Origin of the sequence: Streptomyces puniciscabiei, from assembly GCF_006715785.1 — a bacterium.
Lineage (GTDB): Bacteria > Actinomycetota > Actinomycetes > Streptomycetales > Streptomycetaceae > Streptomyces > Streptomyces puniciscabiei.
Genome location: NZ_VFNX01000001.1, coordinates 2,589,150 through 2,610,115, shown reverse-complemented (window position 1 = coordinate 2,610,115; position 20,966 = coordinate 2,589,150). Strand labels below are relative to the sequence as shown.

The following is a 20,966-nucleotide window of genomic DNA, read 5'->3' as shown; positions in this document are numbered from 1 at the left end:
GGGAATGGGAAGAGATGGCGGACACGGTCGAAAGCGTCATGAAAAGCAAACCGGAGGGCAAACGGCCCAGGAGCGTGCGGGTCGTCCTGCTCGCGCTCATGATCGCGATGATGCTCGCGATGCTCGACAACATGATCGTGGGTACGGCGATGCCGACGATCGTGGGCGAACTGGGCGGCCTGGAGCACCTGTCCTGGGTGGTCACCGGCTACACCCTGGCCACCGCGGCCTCCACCCCGATCTGGGGCAAGCTCGGCGACATGTACGGGCGCAAGGGCTCGTTCCTCGCCTCGATCGTGCTCTTCCTGATCGGTTCGGCACTCAGCGGCATGGCCCAGAACATGGGCGAGCTCATCGGCTTCCGGGCCGTACAGGGTCTGGGCGCCGGCGGTCTGATGGTCGGCGTCATGGCGATCATCGGCGATCTGATACCGCCGCGGGAGCGCGGCAAGTACACCGGCATGATGGCCGGCGTCATGGCGCTGGCGATGATCGGCGGCCCGCTGGTCGGCGGCACCATCACCGACAACTGGGGCTGGCGCTGGTCCTTCTACATCAACCTGCCGCTCGGCGCCGTGGCCCTGGCCCTGGTCAGCGCCGTGCTGCATCTGCCCAAGAAGCGGTCGCAGGCGCGCATCGACTACTGGGGTGTCCTGCTGCTGACCGTCGGCATCACCTCGATCGTGCTGGTCACCACCTGGGGCGGCTCCGAGTACGCCTGGACCTCCGCGCGGATCATGGAGCTGATCGGCATCGGCGTCGCCGCGCTGATCGGGTTCGTGTTCTGGCAGTTCAGGGCCGCCGAGCCGGTGGTGCCGATGCACATGTTCGCCAGCCGCAACTTCACCCTGATGTCCGTCATCGGCTTCATCACGGGCTTCGTGATGTTCGGCGCCACGCTCTACCTGCCGCTCTACCAGCAGTCGGTGCAGGGCGCCTCGGCGACCAACTCCGGTCTGCTGCTCCTGCCCATGCTCGGCGCGATGCTCGTGACCTCGATGGTCGCGGGCCGGGTCACCACCAACAGCGGCCGCTACAAGGTCTTCCCGATCGTCGGCGGTGCGCTGATGATCGTCGGGCTGTATCTGCTGTCGCTGATGGACACCGGCACCACCCGGCTGACCTCCGGCATCTACATGGCCGTACTGGGCCTGGGCATGGGCTGCCTGATGCAGATCACCATGCTGGTGGCACAGAACAGCGTGGAGATGAAGGACATGGGCGTCGCGTCCTCGTCCACCACCCTCTTCCGTACGCTCGGCTCCTCCTTCGGTGTGGCCATCATGGGCGCGCTGTTCAACGACCGGGTCAAGCACGTCATGGCCGAGCGGGCCGGTGCGCTGGGCAAGGGCGTCACCGAGAAGTCCGCGCAGCTGGACGCCAAGAGCCTGGCGAAGCTGCCGGCCGTGGCGCGGGAGGCGTACCAGCACGCGGTGTCCGCCGGCACGCACTCGGCCTTCCTGCTGGGCGCGGGGGTCGCGGTGATCGTGCTGATCGCGGCGCTGTTCGTGAAGGAGGTTCCGCTGAAGAGCGGGAAGCCTTCGGCGGAGAGCGGCGACGAGGTGGCTCCCGTGCAGGTGGTCGAGGCCGTCTGAGTCGCAGCTGAACTGGAGATCCCCGGGTCGGTGTCCGCCCCCGGGGGTCTTCTTTTTTGGGTGTCTGTGCTGGTCGGAGCCCTTGTCAGTGCCCCGTGCCACCATCGGTTGCATGGACAGGGTACGGCGGCTGCGGCTGGCCAAGGACGCCATGGACCGGGACTGGGCGGACCCCGGTCTCGATCTGGACGCCGTCGCGGCGTGCGCCGGGTATTCGCGGTTTCACTTCCTGCGGGCCTTCAAGGACGTCTACGGCGAGACGCCGGGCCAGTATCTGACCCACCGGCGCATCGAGCGGGCCGAGGAGATGCTGCGCTGTGCCAACCTCACCGTGACCGAGATCTGCACACTGGTCGGCTTCAGCAGCCTCGGTACGTTCTCCGCCCGCTTCAAGGCCCGCACCGGGCTCACCCCGAGCGAGTACCGCGCGCGGCACGTGGGACGCGGGGCCTCGCTGATACCCGGGTGCTACGCCATGCTCTGGGCCGGCGGCTTCAGCACCGCAAGAACGGAGAAGCGCCCCGGGGCCGTCCCTGCCTACGGTGACGAGAGGAAATCCGCCGACAGGAGAGCAGAACCATGATCAAGGGGCTTGCCATCACCACCGTATGGGTCCTGGACCAGGACCGGGCCAAGGAGTTCTACACCGAGAAGCTGGGGCTCGAGGTGCGTACGGACATGACCATGGGGGACGGCGGCATGCGCTGGCTCACCGTCGGCGCCCCCGGCCAGCCCGACGTGGAGCTGACGCTGATGGTGCCGGGGCCTCCGGCGATGGACCCCGAGTCCGCGGAGATGATGCGGAAGCTCGTCGCCAAGGGGGCGCTCGGCGCGGGGGTGCTGGCGACCGATGACATCCACGGCGACTACAAGAAGCTCAAGGAGCGTGGGGTGGAGTTCCTGCAGGAGCCCCAGGAGCGGCCGTACGGCACGGAGGCGCTGTTCCGGGACGACTCCGGGAACTGGTTCTCGTTCACTCAGCGGCGGGAGGGGGGCCTGGATCTGGAGCAGGACTGGGCCGGCTGAGGTCTGCGTCCTGCGGTTGGCCGCGAGCATGTGGATCGCCCGGGCGATGTCCTCCGGGCGGCCGACGCGACCGACGCGGCCGACGCGGCCGACGGGGTGATCGCGGCGAAGCCGTCGAAGAGGGACTGGGAGGCCGCCGAGCGGCTCACCGACTCGTTGCTTCGCTGAGCGCCTGGGAGAGCGCCGCTACGCGGACGGGAGTGCCGCCGGCTGCCGGCGCGCGTCCGCGGCGCCGTCGCGGCTGGTCGCGCCCACGCGACGGTGGCCGCATATCAGAAGCAGCCGCGCGCCCCTCGGAGGGCGCTGCCCCGCGTCCCGGCAGGGCAGAAGACTCAGCCCGCGCCCCCCGACAGCGGCAGCATCGGATGGCTGCCCGTCGCGGTGGGTGCGTGTTCCGGTAGCCACAGGACCGCCACCGCGCCCTCCGCCGGGGTGCCGGCCGGGGTGCCGGCGGGGCGTACGTTGCGGAACGTCAGGCGGGCGCCCAGCACCCGGGCCTGGCCCGCCGCGATGGTCAGGCCCAGCCCGTGCCCCGTACCGGCGCGGTCCTCGCTGCCCGTGCGGAAGCGGCTCGGTCCCTCGGCGAGCAGTTCCTCGGGGAAGCCGGGCCCGTGGTCGCGGACCCGGATGACCCGGCCCTCGACGGTCACCTGGATCGGCGGCCTGCCGTGCCGGGCGGCGTTGGCGAGCAGGTTGAACAGCACCCGCTCCAGGCGGCGCGGGTCGGTGGTGACCTCCGACTCGTGCACCACCCGTACCTCGATCTCAGGGTCCTTGGCGGCCACGCGCCGGGAGACGAACTCGCCGAGCATGATGTCCTGCAGCTCCGCCCGCTCCGATGCGCCGTCCAGGCGGGCCACCTCCAGGACGTCCTCGACGAGCGTGCGCATGGCCTTCGCCCGGTCCAGGACCAGTTCCGTGGGGCGGCCGGGGGGCAGCAGCTCCGCGGCCGTGAGCAGGCCCGTCACGGGGGTGCGCAGCTCGTGGGCGATGTCGGCGGTGACCCGCCGCTCGGCCTCGAGCCGCTGCTGCAGCGCGTCCGCCATGGCGTCCACCGCGCGCGCCAGATCGTCGGTCTCGTCCCGGACGACCCCGCCGATGGCATCCCGCACCCGGACGTCGGTCTCGCCCTTGGCGACCTGGTTCGCGGCGGCCGCCGCCTTGCGCAGCCGCCCGGAGAGCTGCCCGCCGATCAGCACGCCGAGCGCGCTGCCGCCGAGCACGACCGCGACGGACCCGATGACCAGCGCCTGGTCGAGGTCCTTCATCACGTCGGTGGACCGGTCCGGCATATGGGTGTGCAGGGACAGCACATGCCCGTCCTTGGTCGGCAGGGCCGACCAGATGTCCGGCACCCCGCCGTGGTCGATGACATCGCTGGCCTTCCGGCCGTTCGCCGCGCTCTTGCGCAGCGAGTCGGGCAGCTCGGGGTCGTCGAGCTTGATGTTGGGGAAGTTCGGCCGCCGGCCTGTCTCGTAGAAGCGCTGTGCGATCTGGACGCGCTGGTTGGCCAGGTCGCGTGCGTTGTCGAGCATCGAGACCCGGGCCGCGTTGTGCACGACCAGGCTCAGCGCTATCGCCACCAGGCCGGCCACCAGCGCGATCGCCGCGCTGAGCTTCCATCTGAGCCCGGTGTGCAGGCCCGCGCGCTGCATGCGCCGGACCGGGTCGCGAAGTATCCCCCGCATGCCGCCCCGCTCAGGCCTTCAGCTTGTAGCCGAAGCCGCGGACCGTCTCGATCCGGTCCTGGCCGATCTTCTGGCGCAGCCGCTGCACATGCACGTCGACGACCCGGGTGTCCCCGCCCCAGCCGTAGTCCCAGACCCGCTCCAGCAGCTTGTCGCGGGAGAGCACGGTGCCCGGCGCCGAGGAGAACTCCAGCAGCAGCCGCATCTCGGTCGGGGTGAGCCCGACCGGCTGCCCGGCCCGGCGCACCTCCATGCCCTCGGTGTCGATCTCCAGGTCCCCGAAGGTGAGCACGCCACCGCTCACCGTCTCCTCGGCCGCCTCGGTCCGGTCGCCGCCGCCCGCGTGCCCGAAGCGGCGCAGCACCGCCCGGATCCGCGCCACCAGCACGGCACCGTCGAACGGCTTGGTCACATAGTCGTCGGCGCCCGCCTCCAGGCCGAGGACGACGTCGATGGAGTCGGCACGCGCGGACAGCATGATCACCGGCACGGTGGACTCGTCCCGGATGCGACGGCACAGGCTGACGCCGTCCAGACCCGGCACCATGACGTCCAGCAGGGCGATGTCGGGGCGGTTCGCCCGGAACGCCTCCAGGCCCGACAGCCCGTCGGGCATGGCGGTGACCACGAAGCCGTCCCGCTCCAGGGCGAGCTGGGTGGCCTCGCGGATGACGTCGTCGTCCTCGACGAACAGGACGTGGGTCTGGTCTGCCATCCCGGTGCTCTCAGTCCTCGTGTTTGTGCGTGTGGGGGGTCAGTTGTCCTGCGCGGACGCCGCGTCGCCGCTGGTTCTGCTGTAGAAGGTGTCGTGCCGGTACCGCTCGGTGAACCGGCCCGCCTTCCACCTGTACGTGATCACGGTTTCCCGGGACGGGTTCGACACCTGGTCGTCCGTGTCGTACACCTGCTTGGTCACGGTCAGGTCGGTGCCGTCGATCTCCGAGACGACCGGCGAGTCCTCCGCCTTGAACACATTCTTGTACGTGCCTCCGACGTCCCGGTACACGTAGGTGCCGAGGCCCACCCAGTCACTGCAGGTCGACACGTTGATGAGGACGTCGTTGACGGGTCCGCCGGTCAGGTAGCCGTAGGTGACCTCGACCGGATAGTCGTTGCCGCTGCACGGCTTCAGCTCCCGCTTGACCGCCGAGGACACCGTCGGGTCCTTCTTCAGCATGGAGACCGCGTCCACCCGTCGGTAGCCGGTGGTCGGGCTCGGGCTCGGGCTGGGGGAGGCGACGGATCCCGCGGCCGCCGACGCGTACGCGGGGCCCTCGTCCCGGGTGCCGGTGCCTCCCGTGCCGCACGCGGCGACGAAAAGGCCGAGGGCGGCGATCGCGGCCACCGCCGCGATCACCGCCTGTGAACTGCCTCGGACCCGGTCGGGCCCGGCCCCGGTCAGGCCGCGCAACGCTCCCGCTCCTCACGCTCCAGCGCGCGTGCGTCCAGATCGCGGGCCTCCAGCTCCTCGCGGAGCCGGGCGAGCGCCCGGTGCAGCGTGCTCTTGACCGTACCGGCCGACATGCCGAGGGCGGCGGCCGTCTCCTCCGTGGACATCTGCTCCCAGTGTCGCAGGACTACGACACTGCGCTGCTTCGGGGCGAGCACTTTCATGACGTCCATCAGCAGGGCCCGGTCGGCGTGCTGCTCGGTGGAGTCCTCCACGGACGCGTCCGGCAGCTGCTCGGTGGGGACCTCCTCCAGCTTGCGCGCCCGCCACCACTCCGTACGGGTGTTGATCATGACCCGGCGCAGATAGGCGTCGGCGAGCCGCTTGTCGGCGATGCCCTCCCAGCGGCCGTACGTCCGCACCAGCGCCGTCTGCAGCAGGTCCTGGGCGTCGACCGGGTCCGGGACCAGCCGACGGGCGCTGCGCAGCAGCGCGTCCTGCCGGGTGCGGACGTACTCCTCGAACTCGAGCACCTCGCCCTGCGCCATGATCAACCGCCTCCGTTCCCCGTTTACTCCGGCTCCGTGCCTGAAGTCCTGCGTTCGTTCCCCGTGTCCGGTGGTCTGCCGGGCACGGAAAAGAAGTTAGGGAGTGGTTGTCACGGCGCTGTCCGAACCAGCCTGCGGCTAGCAATCGGCTATCCGTCGGTTGTGTAACAGCCATAGAAACGGGGTAGAGGGGGTGACCGTTATGTCCCTTTACATTAGCCTTTGTCGGCTGAATTCGTCCGCAACAGAGGCACCACGACTGTGACTTGGCTGTACGTCAGCTGAGCGGCAGCCGGTACAGGCCACCCGGCAGCGGCTCCACCAGACCGTCCGCGACGAGCCCGTCGAGCGCCCGGGCGCGCTGCACCGGCTCGTGCCAGACCCGGTCCAACACCGCCTGCGGCACCGGCGCGTGCGCCTCCCGCAGCACGGCGAGCAGCTTGCCGCGCACCTGCCGGTCCGTGCCGGCGTATGTCTGCCCGCGGCGCGGCGGTCCCGCGTGCTCCGGCTTGCCGGCCAGCCGCCAGGCGCACTGCGCGGCGATCGGACACCGCCCGCACCCCTCGTTCTTCGCCGTGCACACCAGCGCGCCCAGCTCCATCGAGGCGGCAGCCCAGCGCGCGGCCGTCCTCTCGTCCTCGGGCAGCAGCTCACGGGCGAGCCTGCGCTCGGCGGCCGTGGTCGCGTTCGGCGGGTACTGCACCCCGGTCACCGCCCGCGCGAAGACCCGGCGCACATTCGTGTCCAGCACCGGATGCCGCTGCCCGTACGCGAACGAGGCCACCGCTGCGGCCGTGTACTCGCCGATGCCGGGCAGCGCCAGCAGCTGCGCGTGATCCGTCGGTACGTCGCCACCGTGCCGCTCCGTTATGGCGACCGCGGCACCGTGCAGGCGCAGGGCCCGGCGCGGATAGCCGAGCCGGCCCCAGGCGCGCACGGCCTCGCCCGGCGCCTCCTTCGCCAGGTCCGCGGGGCGCGGCCAGCGGCCCAGCCACTCCTCGTACACCGGCAGCACCCGGTTGACCGGGGTCTGCTGGAGCATGAACTCGCTGACCATCACACCCCACGGGCCCGCCTCCGGGCGGCGCCAGGGGAGGTCGCGGGCGTGGGCGTCGAACCAGGCGATCACGGGGGTGTGCAGCTTCTCAGTCATGGCCTTCCGATCCTGCCACGGCTCGGCATGCATGTCGGGTGACGGCGCGGTCACCGAGCGTGCCGAAGGGTGAAGAACCCTGGGCGCTCACGGCAGTTGCCGGGATGATGATCCGGAAAAGTTGGTGCTCGCGCGGCGGGTGGGGCAAGCAAGCAGGGCGTTCTCTCGTACAGTTTCCGCCGTGGGATCTCTGCGCAATCCGGTCGGGCCGCTTCCCTCCTCCATCTACTGGCGAAGGAGGGTCGTACTGCTGTCGGTGATCGCCCTGTTGGCGCTGCTGATCGCGTGGATCGTCACGGCCGGCGGCGGGGGCGGCAAGAAGAACACCGGCCGGTCCGACGGTAAGAATCCCGTGCCCACGATCACGCCGGGGCCGTCCTCGTCCGGGCCCGCGATCAGCCAACACCCGGGCGGCCGCGACGACTCGGGCGGCGGCTCCGGTGGCGGCGACTCCGCTTCCGGCGGCGACAGCGGCTCCGACGCCGGTTCCGCCGGCTCCTCCGGTACCGGTGGCGGCTCGAGTGCGGGCACCGGCGGCGGCAACGTCGGCACCGGCGACACGCTCCCGGCGTCTTCTTCGCTGCCCAACTGCACTGCCCCGGCAGTTACGTTGAGCCTGCGGAGCCTGCGCAACTCCTACTCGCCGGACCAGACGCCGACCTTCGAACTCAGCGCGAAGAACGGCACGTCCACCGACTGCAAGGTCGATCTCGGCCCGAAGAACGCGGTGTTGACCATCACGCCGGCGGACGCCGCCGCCGCGTTCTGGTCGTCGGCCGACTGTCCGCAGGGCGCGGGCAGCCTGGTGTTCCGGGTGCCGGCGGGGCAGAGCATCACGTACACGGTGAAGTGGGACCGCAGGCCGAGCGCTCCGCAGTGCGCGACGCCCTCTGGGGGTTCGGCGAAGGTGGGGACCTATCTGCTGGAGGCCAGGGCGCCGGGGTTCGGGAAGCTGCAGGCGTCGTTCGTGCTGTCGGCCGACTGAGCCGGCCAAAGGGTGGGATGGCGCGGACCGTGGCCGGCTGCGGGCAACCCCCACTCACCCGCAGCCCAGCCGCCGAGCAGCGCACGCCCCCTAGCTATGAGGCACCCCGGCTCAAACCTAGACGTACCGCTCCAAGATGGACGACTCGGCCAAACGCGACAAACCTTCCCGCACGCTCCGCGCCCGGGCCTCGCCCACGCCGTCCACGGTCTGCAGGTCGTCGACGCTCGCTGCGAGCAGCTTCTGCAGGCCCCCGAAGTGCTCCACCAGCCGGTCGATGATCGCGCCCGGCAGGCGCGGAACCTTGGCCAGCAGCCGGAAGCCCCGCGGGGAGACGGCGGAGTCGAGGGTCTCCGGCGAGCCCGTGTAGCCCAGTGCCCGTGCCACCGTGCCCAGTTCGAGGAGCTCCGCGTGGGTCAGGGCGTCCAGCTCGGACAGGGCCTCCTCGACCGTGCGGGAGCGCTTGGCCGTCGGCTCGGGGACATAGTCCCGGACGACCAGCTCGCGGTCGGGCTCGACACCCGCGATCAACTCCTCCAGCTGGAGCGCGAGAAGACGACCGTCCGTGCCCAGTTCGACCACGTATTCGGCGATTTCGGTGGCAATGCGCCGGACCATCTCCAGGCGCTGCGCGACGGCGGACACGTCCCGCACCGTCACCAGGTCCTCGATCTCCAGTGCCGAGAGGGTCCCGGCCACCTCGTCCAGCCGCAGCTTGTACCGCTCCAGCGTGGCCAGGGCCTGGTTCGCGCGGGAGAGGATCGCCGCCGAGTCCTCCAGGACGCGCCGCTGACCGTCGACGTAGAGGGCGATCAGCCGCATCGACTGGGAGACGGAGACCACCGGGAAGCCGACCTGCTTGCTGACCCGGTCCGCCGTACGGTGCCGGGTGCCCGTCTCCTCCGTGGGGATGGTCGGGTCCGGCACCAGCTGCACGCCCGCGCGCAGGATCTTCGACAGGTCCGAGGACAGCACGATGCCGCCGTCCAGCTTGCACAGCTCCCGCAGCCGGGTGGCGGTGAACTCCACGTCCAGGACGAAACCGCCCGTGCACATCGCCTCGACCGTCTTGTCCGAGCCCAGCACGATCAGCCCGCCGGTGTTGCCGCGCAGCACACGCTCCAGGCCGTCACGCAGGGCCGTACCAGGAGCCACGGCGCTCAGCGAGGCGCGCATCAGGCCATCGGAACCGGCACTCCCACCGATTTTTCCGGGAGCTGCTGCCCGGTCGTTGGCTGCCACTGCACTCCTCCGGTCGCAGGTTCTGACGCGCCCCCGTGACCCGCACTCGGTTCGTACGGACGGGCGAGACCAGGGCAAAGTCTACCGGCGGTCCTCCGCCTCCTGTGGGGCCTCTCGGCGACGGGAGCGCGGCAGCACCCGCAGTGCGTCCCCCATGTCGGCGACTTCCAGCACCTTCATGCCGGGCGGCACCTTGCCCGGATCGGTCGGCACGAGCGCGTGCGTGAAGCCCAGCCGGTGCGCCTCCGCGAGCCTGCGCTGCACGCCCGTGACGCGTCTCACCTCGCCCGCGAGGCCCACCTCGCCGATCGCGACCAGGTTCTTCGGCAGCGGGGTGTCGCCGGCGGCGGAGGCCAGCGCGAGCGCGATGGCGAGGTCGGCGGCCGGCTCCGACAGCTTCACCCCGCCGACCGTCGCGGAGTAGATGTCCCGCTTGCCGAGTGCGCTGATCCGGCCGCGCTGCTCCAGGACGGCCAGCATCATCGACACGCGCGAGGTCTCCAGGCCCGAGGTCGTACGCCGCGGGGAGGGGATCTGGGAGTCGACGGTCAGCGCCTGCACCTCGGCCACCAGCGGGCGGCGGCCCTCCAGGGTGACGGTCAGACAGGTGCCGGGGACCGGTTCGGCACGACGGGTGAGGAAAAGTCCGCTGGGGTCCGCAAGGCCCGTGATGCCCTCGTCGTGCAGCTCGAAGCAGCCGACCTCGTCCGTGGCGCCGTAGCGGTTCTTCACGCCGCGCACCAGGCGCAGGCGCGCGTGCCGGTCGCCCTCGAAGTGCAGGACGACGTCCACGAGGTGTTCGAGGAGGCGCGGGCCGGCGATCGCCCCGTCCTTGGTGACGTGGCCCACGAGGAGTGTGGACATCCCGCGCTCCTTGGAGGCGCGGATGAGCGCGCCCGCGACCTCCCTCACCTGGGCCATTCCGCCGGGCGCGCCCTCGATCTGAGGGGAGGCGACCGTCTGCACCGAGTCGAGGATCAGCAGGGAGGGCTTGACCTCGTCCAAGTGGCCGAGGACGGCCGACAGATCCGTCTCGGCGGCCAGATACAGCTCCTCGTGCAGGGCGCCGATGCGGTCCGCGCGCAGCCGCACCTGGCTCGCCGACTCCTCGCCGGTCACATAGAGGGTGCGGTGCTCGGCACTCGCGGACTTGGCGGCCACGTCCAGCAGCAGCGTGGACTTGCCGACGCCGGGCTCGCCCGCGAGCAGCACGACCGCGCCGGGCACCAGGCCGCCGCCCAGCACCCGGTCCAGCTCGGGCACGCCGGTCGAGCGGGCGGTGGCCTGCCGCCCGTCGACCTGGCCGATGGGCAGCGCGGAACTGGTCACACGGCCCGGTGCCGTCGTACGCACCGCGGGCGTGCCGTACTCCTCGACCGTGCCCCACGCCTGGCACTCGGGGCAGCGGCCGAGCCACTTGGCCGTCTGCCAGCCGCACTCGGTGCAGCGGTAGGACGGGCGGTCCTTGGTGGTCCTGGTACGGGCAGCCATGCGGAAACCGTAGCCCGCGGCACTGACAACGGGCCCCCGGGCCGTGTGTGGGTGAACCGGTATCGGCCACCACCCGCCGGGTTCGAGCCATGGAACAAAGGGTTCCTGTCCCCTTATGAGGGATCGTTTCACCCGTACGGATTAAAAGAGCTCAAGCTTCAGGAAGGGGCGCTCCACCGCCGCCTACGGTCGCACGGGTGATGAGCAGTAGTCCGCAGACCACCACCCGCACCCCCGGCGCGCACGGGACGCGCGGCGAGGCCCGAGAAGCACGAGCGGCGCGGGAGGGACGCGAAGCAGGAGAGGCCCGCGAGATGCGGGAGGCGCGCGACCGTGCCGCCGCGCGCACCCTCGCCCAGCGGCCGCCGGCGCGCTACGAACCGTACGTGGACGGGCTGTTCACCTACTGTCTGTCGGTGCTGTGCGACCACGACGCGGCCACCGCCGCCCTCGGCGACGTCCTCGCCCTGGCCGAGCGGCGCGGACACCGCGTCCCGGAGGCCGCCGACCGCAGGGCCTGGCTGTACGCGCTGGCCCGCTGGGCGTGCCTGCGCAAGCTGGCCGAGGCCAAGCAGAAACGTCAGGCCACCCACGCGGCGGGCCGCGCCAGGGCCGCGGGGGTGACCCCCGAACCGCAACTCTCCGCGGACGCCCAGGAACAGCGGCGCCGCGAACTGGCCCTGCTGGCCTGGCCGGAGGCGGCCGGTACGACGCCCGAGCAGCGCGAGGCCCTGGAGCTGGCCGTCCGCCACCACTTGACCGCCCCCGAGGTCGCCGCCGTCCTCGGCATGGAACCGGCCGCCGCGCGCGAGCTGCTGGCCGCCGCCGCCTGCGAGGTCGAGCGCACCCGCGCGGCGCTCGCCGTGGTCGAGACCGGCGGCTGTCCGAGCGTGGCCCACCTCACCGGGGACAGCGGCCTGGTCCTCAGCACGGCCCTGCGCCGGGAACTGGTCCGGCACGTGGACGACTGCCCGCGCTGCCGCCGCACCGCCGAGCGCGCCGTCCCCGGCCGCTGGCCCGGCGCCACGGTCACCCCGGCAGAGCTGCCCGTCCTGGAGGCCCCGCGGGCGGCCCTGCACATCGCCCTGACGCACTCCGCACGCGCGCGTGGCGCGGCGGCGCCCCGCTTCGACCGGCGCGGCTTCCCGATGGACCCCAAGGACCGTGCGGCCCGCCGCGACCGGCTACGCGCGCGTGCGGTGACGACGACGGTCGTCGCCACGGTGGTGGCCGCCCCCGTGCTGGCCCTGTGGGCCGCCTACCGGGGCGCGCCGACGGCGGACGGGGAGGGCCCCTCCGCCACCGCGCACGAGGCGCAGGGCCCCGACGCCCTCGGCAGCGACACGGCCGGCGGCTACGAGAACGCCGGGAACGCGAGCGTGAAGCCCGGTGCCCACATCGGCGAGGACGGCAAGGCGGACGTCTCCGTGGAGGTCGTCAGCGTGACCGGAGCGGACCACCAGGGCGCCGGCCGGCTCGACGTCAGCGCGGCGAACGACGGTGACACGACCCTTGTCACCCTCATCGCCTCCGGCTCCTCCCCGGTCCACTGGTCCGCGTCCACCTCGGCGCCCTGGCTCTACCTCAGCCGGTCCGCGGGAACCCTCGCCCCCGGCGACTCGTTGACGATCAAGGTGTACGTCGACCACCTCCGCGAGCCGGCCGGCCACTGGCAGTCACAGGTGGCGGTCTCCCCGGCCGGCGCGGTGGTCACCATCGACGGCTACGGCACGGCCCCCACCCGCCGCCCCACACCCCCGGGCTCCGCCACTCCCACCCCCACTCCGCCGACCACACCCCCCACCGGCCCCCCGACGACTGGACCGACCCCGCCGACCGACCCCCCGTCCACCCCCACCGACCCCAGCTCACCGCCCGACTCCCCGACCCCGACACCCACCCCGTCCGACAGCGGGACGCCCAGCCCGTCAGGGAGCCAGGGATGAGTTCCGGGCGGGTGGGGGGACAGGTGAATGTGCGTTGAGCCCGCCCGGCCGGCAGCGGGGCGGGAGACGCGGCGGACGCCCGGGCGGTCGCCGGCTTCCTCGGCCGGGCGGCGTCGGGCAGGTGGCGTTACGGGGCCGGGTCGGCCGGGTGGGGGGCGACCAGGGGCAGCTGCGACGCCAGGCGCTGTTCGCAGAGCTCGACCAGACGGTCGTATCCGGCCTTGCCCATCAGCTCGGTCAGCTCCGCCCGGTAGGAGACGTACACCGGCTCGCCCGCGCCGTGTGCGGAGGTCGCCGAGGTGCACCACCAGTGCAGGTCATGGCCGCCCGGCCCCCAGCCCCGGCGGTCGTACTCGCCGATCGACACCTGCAGGACCCGCGTGTCGTCGGGGCGGTCGATCCAGTCGTACGTCCGCCGGATCGGCAGCTGCCAGCACACGTCCGGCTTGGTCTCCAGCGGCTCCCGGCCCTCCCGCAGCGCGAGGATGTGGAGCGAGCAGCCTGCCCCGCCCGCGAAACCGGGCCGGTTCTGGAAGATGCACGAGCCCTGGAACGGGCGGGTCTGGCGGGAGCCCTCCTCGTCCTTGGAGACCCAGCCGTTCCGGGTGCCCTCGTCGTGGTTCTGCCAGATCTCCGGCGTGAGCCGTGCCACATGCTCGGCGACCCGCTTCTCGTCGTCCTCGTCCGAGAAGTGCGCGCCCAGCGAGCAGCACCCGTCGTCCGCGCGGCCCGCCTGGATGCCCTGGCAGCCGCTGCCGAAGATGCAGTTCCAGCGAGAGGTCAGCCATGTCAGATCACAGCGGAAGACCTGCTCGTCGTCCGCAGGATCGGGAAACTCCACCCAGGCGCGCGCGAAGTCGAGCCCCTTCTCGTCGCTCATCTGCGGGGCCTTCTTCGACTTCGTGGACTTCTTGGACACGGACGACGCCTTTGCCTGCGCGGAATCCTTCAATCCCTTGGAGGATTTGTGGTCCTTCGCCTTTTTCGTCTTCGGCACCCGTCCAGGGTAAAGCGCCGAGGACCGCTCCGGGGACCGCCGCCGGGCGTTCTGGCAGTAGCGTTCCGTATATGAGACTCGGTGTCCTGGACGTGGGTTCGAACACGGTGCATCTGCTGGTGGTGGACGCCCACCCCGGCGCGCGCCCGCTGCCCGCGCACTCCCACAAGGCCGAACTTCGGCTCGCCCAACTGCTCGACGACAGCGGTGCCATCGACGACGACGGCATACACCAGCTGGTCGCGGTCGTACAGGACGCGCTCCAGGCCGCCGAGGACAAGGGCGTCGAGGATCTGCTGCCGTTCGCCACCTCCGCCGTGCGCGAGGCCACCAACGCCGACGACGTCCTCACCCGCGTGGAGGAGGAGACGGGCGTACGGCTCCAGGTCCTGACCGGTCCTGAGGAAGCCCGCCTGACCTTCCTCGCCGTGCGCCGCTGGTTCGGCTGGTCCGCCGGAAAGCTGCTGGTCCTGGACATCGGCGGCGGCTCCCTGGAGATCGCCTACGGCATAGACGAGGAGCCGGACACCGCCGTCTCCCTGCCGCTCGGCGCCGGCCGGCTCACCGCGGGCTGGCTGCCCGGCGACCCGCCCACCCCGGAGGCCGTGCGCGCCCTGCGCCGCCATGTCCGTACCGAGATCGCCCGCACGGTCGGCGAATTCAGCCGCTTCGGCGCCCCCGACCACGTGGTCGCCACCTCCAAGACCTTCAAGCAGCTCGCCCGCATCGCCGGCGCCGCCCGCAGCGCCGACGGCCTCTACGTCCAGCGCGAACTCAAGCGCGAGTCACTGGAGGCCTGGGTCCCGCGCCTGGCCGGCATGACGGTGGACCAGCGCGCCGAGCTCCCCGGGGTCTCCGACGGCCGAGCCGGCCAGCTCCTCGCGGGCGCCCTGGTGGCCGAGGGCGCGATGGACCTGTTCGGGGTGGAGAAAGTGGAGATCTGCCCTTGGGCTCTGAGGGAGGGTGTCATCCTCCGGCGCCTTGATCACATGGGCTCCGACTAGCGCCACGGAAGGGGCGCGGGGCTGTTTCGATATGCGGCTCCGCCGCATGCGCGCGAGCGACCACGCAGCCGCACCCGCCGGAATGGCAAACCTCACACCGGCGAATAGGCACCCGACACCGGCACCACCGCACGCCGTAAGGTGACGGACGTGGCTGAACCAACGGACGTGCCCATCGCGCTGTCGACGGCCTCGGTATACCCGGAGTCCACCGCGACGGCCTTCGAGATCGCCGCGCGCCTCGGCTACGACGGCGTCGAGGTCATGGTGTGGACCGACCCGGTCAGCCAGGACATCGAGGCGCTGCGCCGCCTGTCGGACTACCACGGCATCCCGGTCCTGGCCGTCCACGCCCCCTGCCTGCTGATCACGCAACGGGTCTGGTCGACGGACCCCTGGGTCAAGCTGCAGCGGGCCCGCGCGGCCGCCGAGAAGCTGGGCGCCTCCACCGTCGTCGTACACCCGCCCTTCCGCTGGCAGCGGCAGTACGCGCGCGACTTCGTCGACGGGATCTGGCGGATGGCGGACGAGACGGACGTACGGTTCGCCGTCGAGAACATGTACCCGTGGCGCTACCGCGACCGCGAGATGCTCGCCTACGCCCCGGACTGGGACGTCACCCAGCACGACTACCGGCACTTCACGATCGATCTCAGCCACGCGGCGACGGCCCGTACGGACGCCCTGGAGATGGTCGGCCGCATGGGCGACCGGCTCGGGCACGTCCACCTGGCCGACGGCCGGGGCTCGGCCAAGGACGAGCACCTGGTGCCGGGCCGCGGCACCCAGCCCTGCGCGGAACTGCTGGAGCACCTGACGCTGTCCGGGTTCGACGGCCATGTCGTCATCGAGGTCAACACCCGGCGGGCGATGTCCGGAGCCGAACGCGAGGCCGACCTCGCCGAGGCCCTGGCCTTCACCCGCAAGCACCTGGCGTCGGCGGTCCGGGTGCCCCGGCGATGAGCGACACTGCGGCCATGAGCGAGCCCCTGCCTCCTGCCGGGAAGGAGCCGACGGCCCGCCGAAGAGGCCGCCCCCCGCGCGCCGAGTCGGCCGACACCCGTGATCGCATCCTCTCCGCCGCCCGTGCGGAGTTCTCCGAGCGCGGGTACGAGAAGACGTCCGTGCGCGGTATCGCCAAGGCGGCCGGCGTGGACTCCGCGCTGGTCCACCACTACTTCGGCACCAAGGAGCAGGTCTTCGAGGCGGCGATCGCGGTGGCCTTCGCGCCCGCGCTGAACGCCCCCGAGGCGGTGGCCGCCGGCCCGCTGGACGCGGTGGGGGAGCGGCTGACCCGGTTCATCTTCGGCGTCTGGGAGAACCCCACGACCCGTACACCGCTCCTCGCGATCGTCCGGTCGGCCGTCAACAACGAGACCGCGGCCGCCGTGTTCCGCCGCCTGATCGCCTCCCAGCTGCTGCGCCGCATCGCCGCCCAGGTGGATCTGCCGGACCCGGAGCTGCGCGCCGAGCTGGCCGCCGCCCAGCTGGTGGGCGCGGCGATGATGCGTTACGTGATCAAACTGGAGCCGCTGGCCTCGGCGGACCTGGAGCAGATCATCGCGCGCGTCGCCCCCGTCGTGCAGCACCACCTCACGGTCAGGTGAGACCGGCGGCCGGATGAAACACGTGTCCCGCATTCCGGACAACCGTGTCCAGCGTTTGGAGCACCGGCGTAGGCTCGTAAGCAGTCAGAAGTCTCTCTGATCGCAGTCTCTGAAGGAGCGAGCGACGATGCCCGAGCTGAGGTCCCGCACAGTCACCCACGGCCGCAACATGGCGGGCGCCCGCGCCCTTATGCGCGCCTCCGGTGTACCCGGTGCGGACATCGGCCGGAAGCCGATCATCGCCGTCGCGAACTCCTTCACCGAGTTCGTGCCGGGACACACCCACCTTCAGCCGGTCGGCCGGATCGTCAGCGAGGCGATCAAGGAGGCGGGCGGCATCCCGCGCGAGTTCAACACGATCGCCGTGGACGACGGCATCGCGATGGGCCACGGCGGCATGCTGTACTCCTTGCCCTCCCGCGACCTGATCGCCGACTCGGTGGAGTACATGGTCGAGGCGCACTGCGCCGACGCCCTGGTCTGCATCTCCAACTGCGACAAGATCACCCCGGGCATGCTGATGGCGGCCCTGCGCCTGAACATCCCGACGGTGTTCGTCTCCGGCGGCCCGATGGAGTCCGGCCGTGCCACCCTGGTCGACGGCACGGTCCGCACCCTCGACCTGGTCGACGCGATCTCCGACGCCGTCAACGACAAGATCTCCGACGAGGACATCCTCCGCATCGAGGAGAACGCCTGCCCGACCTGTGGCAGCTGTTCCGGCATGTTCACCGCCAACTCGATGAACTGCCTGACCGAGGCCATCGGCCTGTCCCTCCCCGGCAACGGCTCGGTCCTCGCCACCCACACCGCGCGCAGGCAGCTCTACGTCGACGCCGCCCGCACGGTCATGGACCTCACCCGCCGCTACTACGAGCAGGACGACGACTCGGTCCTGCCGCTCAACATCGCCACCTTCCAGGCCTTCGAGAACGCCATGGCCCTGGACATCGCGATGGGCGGCTCCACCAACACGATCCTGCACCTGCTGGCCGCCGCCCAGGAGGCCGGCGTCCCCTTCGGCCTGGAGCAGATCGACGCCGTCTCCCGCCGCGTCCCCTGCCTCGCCAAGGTGGCCCCGAACGTCGCGAAGAACCGCACGTACTACATGGAGGACGTGCACCGGGCCGGCGGCATTCCGGCCCTGCTGGGTGAACTGCACCGCGCCGGTCTCCTCAACGAGGACGTCCACGCCGTGCACAGCCCGTCCCTGGACGACTGGCTGAAGACCTGGGACGTCCGCGGCGGCTCGCCCTCGCAGGAGGCGGTGGAGCTGTGGCACGCGGCCCCGGGCTGCGTCCGCTCCGCCGAGGCCTTCTCCCAGTCCGAGCGCTGGGCGGCCCTGGACGAGGACGCGGAGGGCGGCTGCATCCGGTCGGTCGAGCACGCCTACTCCAAGGACGGCGGCCTGGCGGTCCTCCGGGGCAACCTGGCGGTCGACGGCTGCGTGGTGAAGACGGCCGGCGTGGACGAGTCGATCTGGACCTTCGAGGGCCCGGCCGTCGTCTGCGAGTCCCAGGAGGAGGCCGTCCAGCGCATCCTCACCCACGAGGTCAAGGACGGCGACGTCGTCGTCATCCGCTACGAGGGCCCCAAGGGCGGCCCCGGCATGCAGGAGATGCTCTACCCGACCTCGTACCTGAAGGGCCGCGGCCTGGGCAAGACCTGCGCCCTGATCACCGACGGCCGCTTCTCCGGCGGCACCTCCGGCCTGTCCATCGGCCACGCCTCCCCCGAGGCGGCCTCCGGCGGCACCATCGCCCTCGTCCAGGACGGCGACCGCATCCGCATCGACATCCCGAACCGCACGATCGAGCTGCTGGTGGACGAGGCGGAGCTCGCCCGCCGCGAGCAGGCGCTGGGCGGGGTGTACGCGCCGAAGAACCGTGAGCGCAAGGTCTCCCAGGCCCTCCGCGCCTACGCGGCGATGGCGACCAGCGCCGACAAGGGCGCGGTGCGGGACGTGACCAAGCTGGGCTGAGCCCGGCACCGGCGAGAAGGGGCCGCCTCCCGCAGGGGGGCGGCCCCTTCGTGCGTCACCAGCCGGACGGGTCGCGCGCCGCGACGGCGAAGACGGTTCCGTCGGGGGCGGTGGCGTAGACGCGGCCTTCGACCACCAGCGGTGCCGGGAGTTCCCCGGTGACCTCGTCCGCGTCGGCGCCGAGCCGGGGCGGCGTCTGCCCCACGAGGTGACCGTCACGCGCGTCGAACGCCAGCAGGCGTCCGTCGGCCGCGGTGAAACAGACGTGCCCGCCATCGCCGACCGGCGCGGAACCACGGCTGACGGACGTCTCGATGTGCCACAGCCGCCTGCCGGCGTCCAGGTCGACGGCTTCCAGCGAGCCGCCAGCGGCCAGCAGATACACCGTGCCGCCGTACGCGGTGGCCTGCGGTGACAGGCGCGGGACCGGCAGGGCCACCCGGCGCGACGCCTTCGCGGCCGGTGTGTAGCGGACCACGGCGTTCGCGGCCCAGGCCTTGTCGACGGACAGGAAGAACAGGGACCCGCGCTGGCTGCCGACGGGCTTCAGGATCCCGCCCAGGGTCGCCTCCCAACGCACCGCACCGCTGTCCGGATCCACGGCGGCCACATGCGTGTGCGTGCCGTCCTGGGACGAGGTGGTCGCGTACGCCAGCGGATCCCCGGCGAACGAGGCGAGGGCCGGCGTGCTGTAGCCGGGGAGGCGCCGGTGCCACTTGGTCCGGCCCGACCTGCCGTCCACGCCGGTGACCGTCCCGTCGGCGCCCGTGAGCAGGGCCGTGCCGCCGGCGTACCGGACCGTCGTGCCATGAGGCAGAGCACGCTTCCACACCGCGTTGCCGGAGCGCGGGTCGCGTGCCGTCAGCAGGGACCCGCCGTCCGAGCAGAACTGCACGAGAGCATCCGACGGAACCGGCGGCCCGCACGCGGGCCGGGGGGCGGCGGAACGGCGCCACAGGAGCTTTCCGTCGGCAGGGGAGAGGGCGAAAGCGACACCGGTCCGGGCGCAAAACAGCTTTCCCGCCCCGTACGCGCACTGCGGCATCCCCGTGGCGCCGGGCGTCGGCCGGGCCCGCCAGGAGCTGAATGCGGCTGCCTTCGTGTGCGGGCTCGTACCGGCAGGCGTACGGCCGCCGCCCCCGCTCCACTGGGCCGAGGCCAAGGCGGCGGCCATGAGGACAGCGAGCGCCCCGGCGCCGACGGCCACCCTCCTCCCGCCCCGCCTCTTGACCGCCGGCTCGGGCCGTTCCCCGGCGGGAGAACGCGGAGCCGGTGGCTCGTCGCCCGTACGCTGTGCCGGTATGAACGCCTGTGTGGTGTAGGAGGCCGCCACCGACCGCAGTTCGCGCATCAGCTCGTCCGGCGTCGGCCGGTCCTCGGGCTCCTTGGCCAGACAGCTCAGCACCAGCGGCGCGAGATTCTCCGGTACCCCGGTCAGATCGGGCTCATCGTGCACCACCTGGTAGGCGACGACGTACGGGCTGTCGGAGTCGAACGGGCCACGCCCGGTCGCCGCGTGCACCATCACCGACCCGAGCGCGAAGATGTCGGCGGCGGGCCCGACCTCACGCGGCCGCCGGAACTGCTCCGGCGCCATGAAAGGTGGCGTACCGATCAACTTCCCGGTCTCGGTGCGCAGTTCACTGTCCTTCGGCCGGGAGATGCCGAAGTCGATGACCTTCGGCCCGTCCTCCGCCAGCAGCACGTTGCTCGGCTTGAGGTCCCGGTGCACGACCCCCACCCGATGGATGTCGCGAAGCGCCTCGGCGAGCCCGGCCATGAGCCGCCGCAACTGCGCCGCCGGCATGGGTCCGTTCCGCTTGACGTGCTCGGACAGCGTGGGCCCGGGAATGAACAGCGTGGCCATCCATGGCCGTTCGGCCTCCGGATCGGCGTCCACGACGGACGCGGTGAAGGCGCCGCTCACCCTCCGGGCGGCGGCCACCTCCTGCCGGAAACGGCCCCTGAACTCGGGATCCCTCGCGAACTCGGCGTGTACGACCTTCACCGCGAGCTTCATCCCCGAGGTGCTGCGCGCCAGATGGACGACACCCATGCCACCCGAACCGAGCCGTGACTCCAGGCGGTAGTGACCGGCGTACTCGGGAAGTTCCGCTTCCGCGCCCGCTCCTGTGTTCCCGCGTGGCGCCATGCGACCACCCCCGTGCTGTTCGTCCGCGCGCGCGACGCACGGAGCCTAGTCGATGACTCGTGCGAGACAGAGGCGGCTTGCTAGCCTGCGCGCGAGTCGCGCACACGTGTGCTGGGACTCGATCACGGGGATCACTGACGCCCATGGTGACCATGGTGCTC

General features: G+C 71.7%; 19 protein-coding genes. 10 read left to right on the top strand and 9 right to left on the bottom strand.

Annotated elements, in window-relative coordinates:
* Positions 1-38 precede the first annotated feature (38 nt).
* The 4 genes from FB563_RS11870 to FB563_RS42870 all read left to right on the top strand — a co-directional run bounded on the left by FB563_RS11870 (position 39) and on the right by FB563_RS42870 (position 2,789).
* Positions 39-1,595 (top strand): MDR family MFS transporter, encoded by a 1,557-nt coding sequence (locus tag FB563_RS11870; protein WP_411573158.1) that lies wholly within the window; start codon positions 39-41, stop codon positions 1,593-1,595.
* Between the two features lie 112 nt (positions 1,596-1,707).
* A complete protein-coding gene (locus FB563_RS11865; RefSeq protein ID WP_055703478.1) occupies positions 1,708-2,178 on the top strand; it encodes a helix-turn-helix transcriptional regulator in 471 nt (156 codons plus the stop codon).
* Positions 2,175-2,621 carry a VOC family protein gene (locus FB563_RS11860; RefSeq protein ID WP_055703479.1) on the top strand — a complete coding sequence of 149 codons (447 nt, stop codon included), beginning with the start codon at positions 2,175-2,177 and terminating at the stop codon, positions 2,619-2,621. Before FB563_RS11865 ends, FB563_RS11860 begins: the two co-directional genes overlap by 4 nt.
* A 30-nt stretch (positions 2,622-2,651) precedes the next feature.
* Positions 2,652-2,789 carry a hypothetical protein gene (locus tag FB563_RS42870; protein ID WP_159045422.1) on the top strand — a complete coding sequence of 46 codons (138 nt, stop codon included), beginning with the start codon at positions 2,652-2,654 and terminating at the stop codon, positions 2,787-2,789.
* Between the two features lie 164 nt (positions 2,790-2,953).
* On the opposite strand, the gene cseC is transcribed toward FB563_RS42870, so the two are convergent.
* The 5 genes from cseC to FB563_RS11835 form a co-directional block, all read right to left on the bottom strand.
* Positions 2,954-4,309: a two-component system sensor histidine kinase CseC gene (cseC, locus tag FB563_RS11855; protein ID WP_055703480.1), complete on the bottom strand. Its 1,356-nt coding sequence runs from the start codon at positions 4,307-4,309 to the stop codon at positions 2,954-2,956.
* Between the two features lie 10 nt (positions 4,310-4,319).
* Entirely contained in the window at positions 4,320-5,024 is a 705-nt protein-coding gene (cseB, locus tag FB563_RS11850; RefSeq protein ID WP_055703481.1) for a two-component system response regulator CseB, read from the bottom strand.
* 39 nt (positions 5,025-5,063) lie between these two features.
* Entirely contained in the window at positions 5,064-5,720 is a 657-nt protein-coding gene (locus tag FB563_RS11845) for a hypothetical protein (protein WP_107100475.1), read from the bottom strand.
* A complete protein-coding gene (locus FB563_RS11840; RefSeq protein WP_055703482.1) occupies positions 5,708-6,247 on the bottom strand; it encodes a SigE family RNA polymerase sigma factor in 540 nt (179 codons plus the stop codon). The genes FB563_RS11845 and FB563_RS11840 overlap by 13 nt, the downstream gene beginning before the upstream one ends.
* A 277-nt stretch (positions 6,248-6,524) precedes the next feature.
* The gene (locus FB563_RS11835; protein ID WP_055703483.1) at positions 6,525-7,400 is read right to left on the bottom strand and encodes an HhH-GPD family protein; all 876 of its coding nucleotides are present in this window, start codon (positions 7,398-7,400) and stop codon (positions 6,525-6,527) included.
* 181 nt (positions 7,401-7,581) lie between these two features.
* On the opposite strand from FB563_RS11835, the gene FB563_RS11830 reads away from it, so the two are divergent.
* Positions 7,582-8,385: a hypothetical protein gene (locus tag FB563_RS11830; protein ID WP_199832683.1), complete on the top strand. Its 804-nt coding sequence runs from the start codon at positions 7,582-7,584 to the stop codon at positions 8,383-8,385.
* A 117-nt stretch (positions 8,386-8,502) separates the two neighbouring features.
* On the opposite strand, the gene disA is transcribed toward FB563_RS11830, so the two are convergent.
* Complete coding sequence (gene disA / locus FB563_RS11825; protein WP_055703485.1) at positions 8,503-9,627, bottom strand: DNA integrity scanning diadenylate cyclase DisA; 1,125 nt, start codon at positions 9,625-9,627, stop codon at positions 8,503-8,505.
* A gap of 81 nt (positions 9,628-9,708) precedes the next feature.
* Positions 9,709-11,118: a DNA repair protein RadA gene (gene radA / locus FB563_RS11820; protein ID WP_055703486.1), complete on the bottom strand. Its 1,410-nt coding sequence runs from the start codon at positions 11,116-11,118 to the stop codon at positions 9,709-9,711.
* A gap of 197 nt (positions 11,119-11,315) precedes the next feature.
* On the opposite strand from radA, the gene FB563_RS11815 reads away from it, so the two are divergent.
* Entirely contained in the window at positions 11,316-13,064 is a 1,749-nt protein-coding gene (locus tag FB563_RS11815; RefSeq protein WP_142218635.1) for a BACON domain-containing protein, read from the top strand.
* Positions 13,065-13,191: 127 nt separating this feature from the next.
* Here the strand turns inward: FB563_RS11815 and FB563_RS11810 are convergent, their stop codons facing one another.
* Positions 13,192-13,944, bottom strand: a complete 753-nt coding sequence (locus FB563_RS11810) for a DUF3109 family protein (protein ID WP_055706815.1) — start codon at positions 13,942-13,944, stop codon at positions 13,192-13,194.
* Positions 13,945-14,132: 188 nt separating this feature from the next.
* Between FB563_RS11810 and FB563_RS11805 the strand changes: the two genes are divergently transcribed.
* From FB563_RS11805 to ilvD, 4 genes are all read left to right on the top strand, one after another.
* Complete coding sequence (locus FB563_RS11805; protein WP_055706796.1) at positions 14,133-15,065, top strand: Ppx/GppA family phosphatase; 933 nt, start codon at positions 14,133-14,135, stop codon at positions 15,063-15,065.
* A 150-nt stretch (positions 15,066-15,215) separates the two neighbouring features.
* Positions 15,216-16,028 (top strand): sugar phosphate isomerase/epimerase family protein, encoded by an 813-nt coding sequence (locus FB563_RS11800; RefSeq protein WP_055706797.1) that lies wholly within the window; start codon positions 15,216-15,218, stop codon positions 16,026-16,028.
* A 14-nt stretch (positions 16,029-16,042) separates the two neighbouring features.
* Positions 16,043-16,672, top strand: a complete 630-nt coding sequence (locus FB563_RS11795; RefSeq protein ID WP_055706798.1) for a TetR/AcrR family transcriptional regulator — start codon at positions 16,043-16,045, stop codon at positions 16,670-16,672.
* A 127-nt stretch (positions 16,673-16,799) separates the two neighbouring features.
* Positions 16,800-18,653 carry a dihydroxy-acid dehydratase gene (gene ilvD, locus FB563_RS11790; protein ID WP_055706799.1) on the top strand — a complete coding sequence of 618 codons (1,854 nt, stop codon included), beginning with the start codon at positions 16,800-16,802 and terminating at the stop codon, positions 18,651-18,653.
* A 55-nt stretch (positions 18,654-18,708) separates the two neighbouring features.
* On the opposite strand, the gene FB563_RS11785 is transcribed toward ilvD, so the two are convergent.
* Positions 18,709-20,805, bottom strand: coding sequence for a serine/threonine-protein kinase (locus FB563_RS11785; protein ID WP_142218634.1), 2,097 nt, complete (start codon positions 20,803-20,805; stop codon positions 18,709-18,711).
* Positions 20,806-20,966: the final 161 nt, after the last annotated feature.